This is a genomic window from Mesorhizobium sp. B2-4-14 (genome assembly GCF_006442155.1).
GTDB lineage: Bacteria > Pseudomonadota > Alphaproteobacteria > Rhizobiales > Rhizobiaceae > Mesorhizobium.
This window is the reverse complement of record NZ_VFVA01000001.1, coordinates 140,126-154,154: the sequence shown is the minus strand read 5'-3', so window position 1 is coordinate 154,154 and position 14,029 is coordinate 140,126. Positions and strand designations below refer to the sequence as shown.

The following is a 14,029-nucleotide window of genomic DNA, read 5'->3' as shown; positions in this document are numbered from 1 at the left end:
AAAACGCCATGACCGGCAAGACCGCGTTCGAGACCCGCTACGGCTTCCGCCGCAATGAGGTGCTGCTCGCCAACTGGCGCGAAAATCCATTCAACCGATGGTCCTTCCAGAACCTCGGCGAACTGGTGCCGACAGCGCGGGTGATGGCAGCGCCGGGCGGCGGCGAAGAGCCCGTGCGAGACCTGGGTGGCCTGCTCGGCGAAAAGGTTTCGCTTGCCAGTGCGCCGGAGACGGTGGCCGAATTCCTCCTGCGTTCCAGCACCGACGCGCTGACGGTGATGAAAGGCGGCAAGGTGATCGGCGACTGGTTCGCGCCGCATATGAATTTCGGTGCCCGCCACATCATCTTCTCGATCAGCAAGTCGGTGACCGCCATCGTCGCCGGCATACTCGAGGGCGAGGGCGCGTTCGATCCGGAGGCGCCGGTGACGCAATACATCCCGGAGGCGGTGGGCACGGCCTATGGCGAGGCCAGCGTGCGGCATGTGCTCGACATGAGCGTCAGCCTCGATTTCGAGGAGGCCTATCTCGATCCGGAAAGCGCCTTCGCACGTTATCGCCGCGCCACGCTATGGAACCCGGGCGGCGGGACGGAAAGCCTGCGCGAATTCATCCTGACCCTGCAGCGGCTTGCCGAGCCGCATGGTCAGACCTTCCGCTACCGGTCGCCCAATTCCGACCTGCTCGGCCTGCTGCTCGAACGCGCTACCGGCCAGCGCTTCACCGACCTGATGCGCGACAGGCTGTGGCTGCCGCTGGGGGCCGTCAGCGAAGCGTCAATCGGCGTCGACATGGAAGGCACGGCGCGCACCGCCGGCGGCATTTCGGTGACGCCGCGCGACCTGGCGCGCATCGGCGAGATGATGCGGCAGAGCGGCATGGCCAATGGCCGGCGGGTCGTGCCGGAGGCGTGGGTGCGCGATACTGTGGCGACCGGAGGCAGTTCGGAGGCCTGGCAGCGCGGCGCGATGCTTCCGCTGTTTCCACAGGGCCGTTATCGCAACAAATGGTACCAGTCGGGCAAGCCGAGCGGCGCCTATTGCGGCATCGGCATCCATGGCCAGTGGCTCTATGTCGACCCGAAGGCGGAAGTGGTCATTGCCAAGATGTCGTCGCAGCCGGAACCGGTCGATGACCAGCTTGATCTCGAAATCGTCGCTTTCTTCGAGACACTGACGCGACTGGTCTGAGCCGTCAGGCGCGGTCAGCTGCCGCATGGTTTCTTGTGGACCGCCTGCGAAGGTTGAAAACGTCGCGGTTGGCGGGGCATGCATCTGCGCCTATGGTCGCCGCTCTTTTCGACGACAGCAGGAACGACATGGCATCCGACATCAAGCGCATCGCAGCCATCATCGCGGCCGAGATCAAGGCGCGGCCCGAACAGGCGGCCGCGGCGATCGAACTGCTCGACGAGGGCGCGACGGTGCCGTTCGTGGCGCGCTACCGCAAGGAGGTGACCGGCGGGCTGGACGACACCCAACTGCGCGACCTTGCCGAGCGGCTCGCCTACCTGCGCGAGCTCGACGCCCGCCGCGACACCATCCTTGGCTCGATACGCGAACAGGGCAAGCTGACCGAAGAGCTCGAGGCCAAGATTGCCGCCGCCTCCACCAAGGCGGAACTGGAAGACATCTACCTGCCCTACAAGCCCAAGCGCCGCACCAAGGCCGAGATCGCCCGCGAGCGCGGGCTGGGGCCGTTGGCGCAGGCTATTCTTGCCGACCGCTCGCTGGTGCCCGCCGAGGTGGCGCTGGCCTATGTCACCGGGGAGGTGGCCGGCGCCAAGGCCGCACTCGAGGGCGCCCGCGACATCCTCTCGGAGCAGTTCGCCGAGAATGCCGATCTGGTCGGCAAGCTGCGCGGCTACATGAAGGAACGCGCCTTCCTGCGGGCCAGGGTGGTCGACGGCAAGCAGGAGGCTGGCGCGAAATTCTCCGACTATTTCGACCATGTCGAACGCTGGGCAAATGTGCCAAGCCACCGCGCGCTGGCCATGCTGCGCGGCCGCAACGAAGAGGTACTGTCCCTCGACATCGAAGTCGATGCCGACGACACTTCGCCGGTGAAGCCGGTCGAACGGATGATCGCCAATGCCTACGCGATCGGAGTCTGCCTGCCGGGTGACCGCTGGCTGATGGAGGTCGCCAGCTGGACCTGGCGGATCAAGCTGTCGCTGCACCTGACGCTCGATTTGATGCGTGACCTGCGCGAGCGGGCCGAGGAAGAGGCGATCCATGTCTTTGCCCGCAATCTTAAGGATTTGCTGCTGGCGGCTCCGGCCGGCTCGCGGCCGACGATGGGGCTCGATCCCGGCATCCGCACCGGCGTCAAGGTGGCGGTGGTCGACGGCACCGGCAAGCTGGTGGCGACGACGACGGTCTATCCGTTCCCGCCGAGGAACGATGTGCGCGGCACGCAGACGGAACTCGCAGCGCTGGTCCGCCAGCACAAGGTGGAGCTGATTTCGATCGGCAACGGTACCGGCAGCCGCGAAACCGAAAAGCTGGTGGCGGACATGCTCTCCGACATGCCCGCCGGCTCAGGCCCCAAGCCGCTCAGGTGATCGTCAGTGAGGCAGGAGCCTCGGTCTATTCGGCCTCGGCGGCGGCGGCGGCCGAATTCCCTGGCCTCGACGTGTCGTTGCGCGGCGCGGTGTCGATCGCGCGGCGGCTGCAGGATCCGCTGGCCGAACTGGTCAAGATCGAACCGAAGTCGATCGGCGTCGGCCAGTACCAGCACGATGTCGACCAGTACCGGCTTGGCCGCTCGCTGGAAGCAGTGGTCGAGGACGCGGTCAATGCCGTCGGCGTCGATCTCAACACCGCCTCGGCGCCACTCCTGGCGCGCGTTTCAGGTCTTGGCGCGTCGCTGGCCGACGCCATCGTCGCGCATCGCGACGCGACGGGACCGTTCGCCAGCCGCAAGGACCTGCTCAAGGTCTCCCGGCTCGGACCGCGCGCTTTCGAGCAATGCGCCGGCTTCCTGCGCATTCCGAACGGCAGCGAGCCGCTCGACGCCTCGGCGGTGCATCCCGAAGCCTATGGCGTGGCCAAGAAGATCGTGGCCGCCTGCGGGCGCGACGTGCGCGCGCTGATGGGCGACAGCGCCGCACTCAAGGCGCTCGATCCTCGCGTCTTCGTCGATGAGCGCTTCGGCTTGCCGACGGTGCGCGACATCCTGGCGGAGCTGGAAAAGCCCGGCCGCGACCCGCGCCCCGGCTTCAAGACGGCGACCTTCGCCGACGGCATCGACGACATCAAGGATTTAAAACCCGGCATGCAGCTCGAAGGCACGGTGACCAATGTCGCGGCCTTTGGCGCCTTCGTCGATATCGGCGTGCACCAGGACGGGCTGGTGCACGTCTCGCAGCTGGCCGATCGGTTCATCAAGGACGCGCATGAGGTGGTCAAGGCCGGCGACGTGGTCAAGGTGCGCGTCGTCGACGTCGACATCAAGCGCAAGCGCATCGGGCTCTCCATGCGCAAGGACGGCGGCGAGGGCGGCGGATCGAAAGGCGGGCCGCGCGACAATGGCGGCGGCAGGCCGGCGCCACGCTCGCCAGCACCCCAGCGCCAGCCGGAGCGGCCGGCCCAGCAAGGCGCATTCGGCGCGGCGCTGGCGGACGCGCTGAAGCGCAAGTAGCTACCAGGCCAGAACAGCCGGCTCCTTCTCAAGCTGGCCTAGCAGCCAGTCTCGAAAACTGGCAGCCGGTGGATAGCCGCGCTTGTCATGGGGAACGACGAGGTAATAGGCGCTGCGGCTTTGCATCGGTTGGCCGGGCGCCGTCACAAGCTGGCCGCGCTGCAATTCGCCGGCGATGAGCAGTAGGGGCAACAGCGCCACGCCGAGCCCCGCCATGCAGGCCTGGGCGGCGGTGCCGAACTGCTCGAACTGCATGCCTGGTCCGGTCGGCGCGCTCAGACCCTGGTGCTCGAACCATTCGGTCCAGGCGCCGGGGCGCGTCGCCATGTGCAGCAGCGGCAGGCGACCGATATCGGCCGGCGTGGCGATGGCGCGACCGGCGAGGAATTCGGGCGATACCACCGGCGCCACCGTTTCGCGCACCAGGAGCGTGGAGTCGGCCTCCGGCCAGTCAGGCAGGCCGTAGTGGATGGCGGCATCCAGCCTCTCCCGGGCGAAGTCGAAGCGGCCGACACGGGTGACGAAGTTGATGGTGATGTCGGGATTGTTTTCCACGAAATCGGGGATCATCGGCATCAGCCAGCGCGTGCCGAAGGTCGGCAATATGGCAAGGTTCAGGATGCCGCTATGCCGATTGCTCATCAATCCAAGCGCGGCATCCCGCAATTGGCCAAGTGCGGCACGTACCGCCTCGGCATAGATTTCGCCCGCAGCCGAGAGCTGGACATTGCGGCTGTCGCGTTCGAACAGTTGGCGCCCGAACTGATCTTCCAAGAGCCTGATCTGCCGGCTGACAGCGCCCTGGGTCAGGTCCAACTCCTGAGCGGCGGCGGTGAAACTGCCAAGCCGCGCCACCGCCTCGAAGGCGGCAAGGGCGCTGATGTTGGGCAAAAGGCGGCGCTGGACACTCATGATCCATTCCTAATGCTCATTGATCGGAGAAGCAATTTCGTTTGATTTTTTCATGCCGCGGGTCGATAAGCCGGGCTTCAGCCGTTTTGAGGATCGAGAGCCATGGCCGCCGACAAGAATGCATTCGTCTGGGAAGACCCGTTCCTGATCGAGGACCAGCTTTCGGAAGACGAGCGCATGGTGCGCGACGGCGCGGCGGTCTTCGCCGCCGACAAGCTGGCGCCGCGCATCGAGGACGCCTACCTCAACGAGACCTTCGACACGGCGATCTTCCGGGAGATGGGTGAGGCCGGCCTTCTTGGCATCACCATTCCGGAGGAATTCGGCGGGCTCGGCGCCAACTATGTCACGTACGGACTGGTCGCGCGCGAAGTCGAGCGTGTCGATTCCGGCTATCGCTCGATGATGTCGGTGCAGTCGTCGCTGGTGATGTATCCGATCCATGCCTATGGCTCGGACGCACAGCACAGGAAGTACCTGCCCAAGCTCGCCAGCGGCGAGTGGATCGGCTGTTTCGGCCTGACCGAGCCGGATGCCGGCTCCGACCCTGGCGGCATGAAGACCCGCGCCGAGAAGACCGCCAGCGGCTACAGGATTTCCGGGTCCAAGATGTGGATTTCCAATGCGCCGGTCGCCGACGTGTTCGTCGTCTGGGCGAAGTTGAAGGGCGAGAACGGCAAGGACGAGATCCGTGGCTTCGTGCTGGAAAAGGGCATCAAGGGGCTTTCGGCGCCGAAGATCGGCGGTAAGCTGTCGCTGCGGGCATCGATCACCGGCGAGGTGGTGATGGAAGGCGTCGAGGTCGGCGAAGACGCGCTGCTGCCCAATGTCTCCGGGCTGAAGGGCCCGTTCGGCTGTCTCAACCGCGCCCGCTTCGGCATTTCCTGGGGCTCGATGGGTGCGGCGGAAGATTGCTGGCATCGCGCCCGCCAGTATGGCCTGGACCGCAAGCAGTTCGGCAAGCCGCTCGCCGGCACGCAGCTTTACCAGAAGAAACTCGCCGACATGCAGACCGAGATCGCGCTCGGGCTGCAGGCATCGCTGCGCGTCGGGCGTCTGCTCGATGGAGGCAAGATGGCGCCGGAGATGATCTCGATCGTCAAGCGCAACAATTGCGGCAAGGCCCTCGACATCGCCCGTCAGGCCCGCGACATGCATGGCGGCAACGGCATCCAGATCGGCTATCACGTGATGCGCCACGCGCAGAACCTGGAAACGGTCAACACCTATGAAGGCACGCATGACGTGCACGCGCTGATCCTCGGGCGGGCGCAAACAGGGATACAGGCCTTTTTCTGAGCCAGGCAGTGCCATAAGGCAATTCGCCCCTGAATGGATTACTGATCGGGTTACTACAATGCCTGCGCGATTGAGAACCGCCTTCCCCCACTCCGTCTCGGCTTCGCCGAGCCACCTCTCCCCCCTCCGGAGGGAGAGGAAAGGAGCCAGTTTGGGATAGGTTCACGCCCTTCCTCTACCCCGTCGATCGGGGGAGAGGTGGCTCGGCGAAGCCGAGACGGAGTGGGGGTCGACCTGCTCGGGAGAAGGCGTTCGACTGGGTGCACCGCAACATCCGCTTGGAGATCGGCTACCATCTGTGTCAGGGTCTAGTGTTCGTTTGAAACGCCGACCTCCGGGGCCCCATGGCAATTCTGGCAGCCGTCTACCACCTGACCCACTACAAATACGACCGGCCGGTGGTTCTCGGCCCTCAAATCATCAGGCTGCAGCCGGCGCCGCATTCCCGCACCAAGGTGCTCAGCCATTCGCTCAAGGTCGAGCCGGCGAACCATTTCGTCAATCTGCAGCAGGATCCCTACGGCAACTTCCTCGCCCGCTTCGTCTTTCCCGAGCCGGTGAGCGAGCTGAAGATCGAGGTCGATCTCGTTGCCGACATGACGGTCTACAATCCGTTCGATTTCTTCGTCGAGCCTGCGGCCGAGACATTTCCGTTCGAGTATTCGGAAGAGATCAGGGACGACCTCGCCATCTACCGGACACCGGAGCCGGCGGGGCCGCTGCTCTCGGCCTTCCTGAAAACCGTCGATCGCAGTGCGCCCAATACGGTCAATTTCCTCGTCGACCTCAACGCCCGCCTGCAGCGCGAGATCGCCTACATCGTGCGCATGGAAACCGGCGTGTTCTCGCCGGAGGAAACGCTGGCCGCCGCAAAGGGCTCCTGCCGCGATTCAAGTTGGCTGCTGGTGCAGATCCTCAGGAATCTGGGCATCGCCGCACGTTTCGTCTCCGGCTATCTGATCCAGCTCAAGCCAGATCTTGTCGCGCTTGACGGTCCGGCCGGAACCGCTGTCGACTTCATCGATCTGCACGCCTGGTGCGAGGTCTATCTTCCGGGCGCCGGCTGGATCGGCTTCGACCCGACCTCCGGCCTGCTGACCGGCGAAAGCCATGTGCCGCTGGCGGCAACACCGCATTTCCGCAACGCCGCCCCGATTTCGGGCATGGCGAGCTTCGCCAATGTCGAGTTCGGCTTCGACATGCGGGTCGACCGCATCGCCGAACATCCTCGCATCACCAAGCCGTTCTCGGACGAAAGCTGGCAGGCGCTCGACGCGCTAGGCAACCAGGTCGATGCGGCACTCGAGGCCGGGGATGTGCGGCTGACCATGGGGGGCGAGCCGACCTTCGTGTCCATCGACGATTTCGAGGCGGCCGAGTGGAACACTGCCGCCGTCGGTCCGACCAAGCGCGAAAAGGCCGATGCGCTGATCCGACGCTTGCGCGAACGTTTCGCGCCGGGTGGCTTTCTCCACTACGGCCAGGGCAAGTGGTATCCCGGCGAGAGCCTGCCGCGCTGGACCTTTTCGCTCTACTGGCGCGCCGATGGCCAACCGGTGTGGAGCGATCCGTCGCTGATCGCGCGCGAGACGAGCAACGCCGAGGTCGGGCCGCAGCAGGCGGAAAGCCTGCTCACGGCAATCGCCGATGAACTCGGCATCGACAGGTCGATGGTCAGCGAAGCCTATGAGGATCCGGCCGAATGGCTGCTCAAGGAAGGCAAGCTGCCCGACAATGTCGATCCGTCCAACTCAAGGCTGGAGGATCCGGAGGAACGCAGCCGCATGGCGCGTGTGTTCGAGCGCGGGTTGACCAAACCGTCGGGCTATGTCCTGCCGGTGCAGCGCTGGAACAGCCAGGCATCGGAACCGCGCTGGCGTTCTGAGAGATGGACGACGCGGCGCGGCCGCCTGTTCCTGGTGCCGGGCGATTCCCCGGTCGGCTATCGCTTGCCGCTGGGCACACTGCCCTATGTGCCGCCGGCACAGTTTCCCTACATCGTGCCGGTCGATCCGTCACTGCCGCGCGGGCCGCTGCCGGCGCGCGAGGCGATTCTGCCCGCAGCGGCCCCGGCCGAACGCGAAGGCGCCGACGAAATGGCCCGCCGCCAGCAGGCGGCATCCTTCACGGCGGCGACCGGGCAGCAGGACCGGGTCGAGCAGGAGCTCACCGAGATCGGCGGCGCGGTGCGCACAGCGCTTTCGGTCGAACCGCGCGACGGGCGTCTGTGCGTGTTCATGCCGCCCGTCGAGGCGCTGGAAGACTATCTCGAACTGGTTGCGGCGGCCGAGAATGCGGCAAAGGCAATAGGGCTTCCCGTGCATATCGAGGGCTATGGCCCGCCTCATGATCCGCGCCTCAACGTCATCCGCGTCGCGCCCGATCCGGGAGTCATAGAGGTCAATATCCACCCGGCTTCCAACTGGCAGGATTGCGTGGCGACGACGACGGCGATCTATGAGGAGGCGCGGCAGACGCGGCTTGGTGCCGACAAGTTCATGATCGATGGCCGCCACACCGGCACTGGCGGCGGCAACCATGTCGTTGTCGGCGGCGCGACGCCGAACGACAGCCCGTTCCTGCGCCGGCCAGACCTGTTGAAGAGCCTGGTTCTGCAATGGCAGCGGCATCCCTCGCTGTCGTACCTGTTCTCGGGCCTGTTCATCGGGCCGACCAGCCAGGCGCCGCGCTTTGACGAGGCGCGCCATGACTCTCTGTACGAGCTCGAGATCGCGATGGCGCAGGTGCCGCATCCGGACCAGGGTGCGGCACCCTTGCCGTGGCTGGTCGACCGGTTGTTCCGCAATCTTCTGACCGATGTCACGGGGAACACGCACCGCTCGGAAATTTGCATCGACAAACTATTCTCACCGGATGGGCCGACCGGGCGGCTGGGGCTGGTGGAGTTCCGCGGCTTCGAGATGCCGCCCAATGCGCGCATGTCGCTGGCGCAGCAATTGCTGGTGCGCGCCATCATCGCACGGGCCTGGAAGGCGCCGCTCGACGGCCGCTTCGTGCGTTGGGGCACCTCTCTGCATGACCGGTTTATGCTGCCGCACTATGTCTGGGCCGATTTCCTCGACGTGCTCGACGACCTCAAGCTCAACGGCTTCGAGTTCCGGCCTGAATGGTTCGACGCCCAGCTCGAATTCCGCTTCCCGTTCTGCGGCGAGGTCCGGCATGCTGGCATCAAGCTGGAACTGCGCCAGGCGCTGGAGCCTTGGCATGTCATGGGCGAACAGGGCGCCATCGGCGGCACCGTACGCTTCGTCGATTCCTCGGTGGAAAGGCTGCAGGTCAAGACCGAAGGGCTCAATCCGGAGCGTCACGCGATCGTCTGCAACGGCCGCGTCGTACCGATGAAGGTGACCGACAACAGGGAGGTCGCGGTGGCCGGCGTGCGCTTCAAGGCTTGGCAGCCGGCTTCTGGCCTGCATCCGGCGCTGCCGGTCAACACGCCCCTGGTCTTCGACATTTACGACCGCTGGTCGGGCAGGGCGATTGGCGGTTGCGTCTACCATGTCGCGCATCCGGGCGGGCGTAACTACGACACGTTCCCGGTCAACGGCAACGAGGCCGAGGCCCGGCGGCTCGCCCGCTTCGAACCGCGCGGCCACACGCCATCCGGCTATGTGATGCGCGAGGAACAACCGGCACAAGATTTCCCGATGACCCTTGACCTTCGGCGCCCGCCAAGACTGTGATCCGACATGGCAAAGGGGAATCACAAGAGGGTACGCGGCAAGCCGCAGACCCACAGCCTGCTGGAGCACTACCAGCCGATCGACGGCGTTGTCGACGAGATGGTCGACGCGTCAGGCAATCCCCGCCCGGCCTGGAAGGATTTCATCGAGGCGCTCGACGAATTGGGGCCTGAAAAGCTCGGTCAGCGCTTTGCCCGCGCCGACCAGTATCTGCGCGATGCCGGCGTCTACTACCGCGTCTACGACAAGGCAGGCGCCAATGAGCGCGAATGGCCGCTGGCGCATGTGCCCCTGCTCATCGAAGATACCCAATGGGCCGCGATCAGCGCCGGCCTCGTCCAGCGCGCCGAGCTGTTCGAGGAAACCGTCGCCGATATCTATGGCCGCAACCGGCTGATCGAAAAGGGCGTCCTGCCGGCAGGGCTCATCGCCGCCAGCCCTGAATATTTGCGGCCCGTCGTCGGCACCAGGCCGGCCGAGGGACATTTCCTGCATTTCTGCGCCTTCGAGCTTGGCCGCGGGCCCGACGGCCGCTGGTGGGTGCTGGGTGACCGAACGCAGGCGCCGTCCGGCGCCGGCTTCGCGCTGGAGAACCGCGTCGCCACCACGCGCGCGCTGTCGGACATCTATGGCGAGATGCATGTGCACCGGCTCGCCGGCTTCTTCCGCCGCTTCCGCGATGCGCTGCTCGGCATGGCCACCGACGGCCGCGTCGCGATCCTGACGCCGGGACCGCTCAACGAGACCTATTACGAGCACGCCTACATCGCCCGCTATCTCGGCATCATGCTGCTGGAGGGCGAGGATCTGACCGTTTCCGGCGGCAGGCTTATGGTGCGGACCGTTTCCGGCCTGATGCCGATCAGCGTGCTCTGGCGGCGCCTCGATGCCGCCTTCGCCGATCCGCTCGAACTGCGCTCGGATTCGCAGATCGGCACGCCGGGTCTGGTCGAGGCGATCCGGCAGGGCTCCGTGTCCACCGTCAATGCGCTGGGGTCGGGCCTGATGGAAACGCGGGCGCTGCTCGCCTTCCTGCCCAAGATCGCGCGCGAGCTGCATGGCGAGGAATTGTTGCTGCCGAGCGTCGCGACATGGTGGTGCGGGCAGGAGGCCGAGCGCGCCCATGTGCTTGCCAACATCGACCGTATGGTGATCGGCCCGGCGCTGTCGACCAGGCTCGCCTTCGAGGATGACGGCCAGACCAAGCTCGGCTCGGCGCTGTCGGCCGGGGAGCGGGCGGAGCTGGTGGCGCGGATCGAGCGCGATGGCGACGCCTTCGTCGGCCAGGAAGCAGTGACGTTGTCGACGACGCCCGTCTATGTCGATGGCTGGCTGGAACCAAGGCCAGCGAGCCTGCGCGTCTATCTGGCGCGTACGCCTGAGGGCTGGACGGTGATGCCGGGCGGGTTCGCCCGCGTCGGCCTGTCCCTAGACCCGACCGCGATCGCCATGCAGCGCGGCGGCCAGGCAGCTGACGTCTGGGTGGTCAGCGACAGGCCGGTGGAGCGCGAGACGCTGCTGCCGCAAGAGGGCGACAGCTTCAGCCGCACCAGGCCGGGCAGCCTGCCCAGCCGTGCGGCTGAGAACCTGACATGGCTCGGCCGCTACATCGAACGCTCGGAAGACACGGTGCGTATATTGCGCGCCTATCACGTGCGGCTGGCCGAAACGTCGGACCCGGACATGCCGCTGCTGGCCGACGTCAGAGACTATCTCGAACCGTTCGGCATCGATGTCGGCACGGCGATCCCGTTGGGGCTGATCGGTACGCTGGACAGCGCGGTTTACAGCGCGGGCCAGATCCGCGACCGTTTCTCGCCCGACGGCTGGCTCGCGCTCAAGGACCTGTCGAAGACCATCCACCAGTTCGCCACGACGGTGGCGCCGGGGGATGACGCGACACGGGCAATGACCGTCATCCTGCGCAAGCTCGCCGGGTTTTCCGGCCTGCTGCACGAGAACATGTATCGTTTTGCCGGGTGGCGGTTCCTCGAGATCGGCCGGCGGCTGGAGCGCGGCATCCAGATCGCCCGCACGCTCGCGCGGCTGACCGGCGCCCAGGCGCCGGAAGGGGCTCTAGACATGATGCTGGAGATCGGGGACAGCGTGATGACCCACCGCCGGCAATATCCGGTGCAGGCCGGCCGGCGCACGGTGATCGATCTTCTGGCGCTCGATCCGCTCAATCCGCGCTCCATCCTGTTCCAGCTCGAAAGGCTGAAAGCCGAGATCGGCCTCTTGCCGTCGATCGGCGGCGAGGGGCACATGTCGCCGGCGGCGAAGGAGATCCTGCAGCTCAATACGGCCATCGCCATCAAGGAGCCTTCGGACATGACTGCCGCCGCACTTGACGATCTCGCCAACGAGATAGGCGGTCTCTACAACAGCCTCGCCAAGGCCTATTTCGGCTAGGCAGGTTCCGCAAAGCCTCGCGCGGTCAGAAACCTGCTCCAGGACAAGAAAAATAGCGCATGCTTTACGACATCAGGCTTCATCTCCACTACGACTATGCAGCCGCGGCCGGCGGCGGCCGCCACCAGATCCGCGTCCTGCCGTCGACGATTTCCGGTGTGCAGCGCGTCATCGCGGCATCCCTGTCCTGTGTGCCGGCGCCCAACGAACGTTCCGATTTTTCGGACTTTTTCGGCAACAACGTCACCTCGATCGCATTTCGCGATGCGCATGACGCGCTCGACATCAGGATGAGCGCGCGTGTGTCGGTGTCGCGGCCTGAGCCGGGGCTCGACGTGTCGCCGGATATCGGGCGGCTGAGGCAGGAACTGGCGGCGGTACGGTCGCTGGCGCCGGATGCACCGCATCACTTTCTGTCCGCCAGCAGCCATGCCGGCATCGACGCGGCGATCACTTCATATGCGCACGATAGCGTCGGCAACTCGGCCGCCGGCACGGCCATGAACCTGTGCAACCGCATTCACCGCGATTTCACCTATGATGGCGAGGCGACCACGGTGCGCACCCGGGCCAGCGATGCTTTTAGGCTGAAGCGCGGTGTCTGCCAGGATTTTTCGCACATCATGATCGCCGGGCTGCGTGGACTGGGCATACCGGCCGGCTATGTCAGCGGCTTCCTGCGCACCATCCCGCCGAAGGGAAAGCCCCGGCTGGAAGGCGCCGACGCCATGCATGCCTGGGTCAAGGTCTGGTGCGGACGCGATGCCGGCTGGCAGGAGTTCGACCCGACCAACGGCATGCGGGCCAGCAACGACCACATCACCGTCGGCTACGGCCGCGACTATTCCGACGTCGCACCGATCGTCGGCGTGCTGAAGACCACCGGCGGGCAGGTCGGCGAGCAGGCCGTCGACGTCATCCCGGTCGCGCTCGAAAAGGCGTGAAAGCGGGCCTGTAAGTGCAAGGCGCCCCGTTGCTGCAATTCAAGGTGAACAAGGCGACTTCTCAAACATCGACGAGGCCGTTACTCTATGCTCGTTTTGAGGCGACAGTCATTGTATTGCTAAAGCGCGCAGGCGCGGGGTTCGTAATTGAGAGCAGTCAGCATCGTCATCCCTGCCCACAATGCGGCCGCAACTATCGCGACAACGCTGGCGTCGCTCAGCAGTGAGGCCGAAGTCATCGGCCAGATCCTGCTGATCGACGATGCCTCGACGGACGACACGGCTGATGTGGCACGGCAGGCGACGGCACAACTGTCTCTGCCGTTGCGTGTGCTGCCGGCCGTTTGCGGCGACGCCGGTGCTGCGCGCAATGTCGCCCTGGCTCAGGCGCTCCATCCCTGGGTGTACCTGATCGACGCCGACGATCTGCATCTTTAGGGCGGATTGCGCGCGCTGCTGCGGCAGGCGGACAACCAGCCGAAAGCCGACATGGTGGTTGGCGCCTACCGGCGACGCGTGAACGGCCAGGATCGGCAGATCAAGGTGCCGAACGGCTACCAGGCCGCGTGCCTGGCAAACGCTTCGGCCTATGTGAAGGGCGATATACGCTCGGTCGCGGTGGGCAGCGTGCTGGCATCCCGGCGCCTGATCGGGGGAGACGCGGTTCCCGGTCGGGCTGGCCTATGACGAGGACACGCTGTTCTGGGCAAGGCTGATGAGCAAGGCATCGCTGGCCATGATTCCGCAACCCGTGATGGTTTACGAGGTTTCGCCGGCCCGTTCCGACGACCGCTTTACGATCAACCCGGCGCGGCGCTTCCTCGAGTGGCGCCGGGAATTGCGCACGCTCGCCGATTGCGACATCCCGATATCGGCACTCAAGACCAGGGAAGGGCTCGTCGCCCTCAAGATTGCCCGCGTCCACTATGGACGCGGCGACCTGAACACGGCCGCGCGCTTCCTGGCGGTGGCCGCCGCCGCACCAAAGCGGCGGTCGGAGGCTTGGCGCTGCCTGCGCTACAGGCTCAAGCTCGCTGCAAGGCGCCGCCTGTCGGCTCCGCAGATAGAACTGCAAGGCGCCCTTTAGGCAATATCCCATCATCGGCGGACGATATC

The 14,029-nt window shown here is 65.7% G+C and carries 9 protein-coding genes and 1 pseudogene; 9 read left to right on the top strand and 1 reads right to left on the bottom strand.

Translation table 11 applies throughout. The features are described from left to right. Nucleotides 1–8: 8 nt before the first annotated feature. A complete protein-coding gene (locus FJ938_RS00750; protein ID WP_140690287.1) occupies nt 9–1,190 on the top strand; it encodes a serine hydrolase in 1,182 nt (393 codons plus the stop codon). Nucleotides 1,191–1,318: 128 nt separating this feature from the next. Beyond that, a pseudogene (locus tag FJ938_RS00745) lies at nt 1,319–3,642 on the top strand (Tex family protein). On the opposite strand, the gene FJ938_RS00740 reads toward FJ938_RS00745, so the two are convergent. Beyond that, complete coding sequence (locus tag FJ938_RS00740; RefSeq protein ID WP_140607179.1) at nt 3,643–4,554, bottom strand: LysR family transcriptional regulator; 912 nt, start codon at nt 4,552–4,554, stop codon at nt 3,643–3,645. A 102-nt stretch (nt 4,555–4,656) separates the two neighbouring features. Here FJ938_RS00740 and FJ938_RS00735 point away from each other — a divergent pair, with 102 nt between their 5' ends. The 7 genes from FJ938_RS00735 (at nt 4,657) to FJ938_RS29745 (ending at nt 14,000) form a co-directional block, all read left to right on the top strand. Further along, a complete protein-coding gene (locus FJ938_RS00735; protein WP_140690284.1) occupies nt 4,657–5,853 on the top strand; it encodes an acyl-CoA dehydrogenase in 1,197 nt (398 codons plus the stop codon). A gap of 344 nt (nt 5,854–6,197) precedes the next feature. Continuing rightward, nucleotides 6,198–9,557, top strand: a complete 3,360-nt coding sequence (locus FJ938_RS00730) for a transglutaminase family protein (protein ID WP_140690282.1) — start codon at nt 6,198–6,200, stop codon at nt 9,555–9,557. A 6-nt stretch (nt 9,558–9,563) separates the two neighbouring features. Next, nucleotides 9,564–11,969, top strand: coding sequence for a circularly permuted type 2 ATP-grasp protein (locus tag FJ938_RS00725; RefSeq protein ID WP_140607176.1), 2,406 nt, complete (start codon nt 9,564–9,566; stop codon nt 11,967–11,969). A gap of 59 nt (nt 11,970–12,028) precedes the next feature. Further along, nucleotides 12,029–12,913, top strand: a complete 885-nt coding sequence (locus FJ938_RS00720; protein ID WP_140607175.1) for a transglutaminase family protein — start codon at nt 12,029–12,031, stop codon at nt 12,911–12,913. A 147-nt stretch (nt 12,914–13,060) separates the two neighbouring features. Further along, nucleotides 13,061–13,351, top strand: coding sequence for a glycosyltransferase (locus FJ938_RS29755; protein WP_246673124.1), 291 nt, complete (start codon nt 13,061–13,063; stop codon nt 13,349–13,351). 6 nt (nt 13,352–13,357) lie between these two features. Further along, on the top strand, nt 13,358–13,600 hold the full coding sequence (locus tag FJ938_RS29750) for a hypothetical protein (RefSeq protein ID WP_246673123.1): 243 nt from the start codon (nt 13,358–13,360) through the stop codon (nt 13,598–13,600). Nucleotides 13,601–13,628: 28 nt separating this feature from the next. Next, complete coding sequence (locus FJ938_RS29745; RefSeq protein WP_246673122.1) at nt 13,629–14,000, top strand: hypothetical protein; 372 nt, start codon at nt 13,629–13,631, stop codon at nt 13,998–14,000. Nucleotides 14,001–14,029 lie beyond the last annotated feature (29 nt).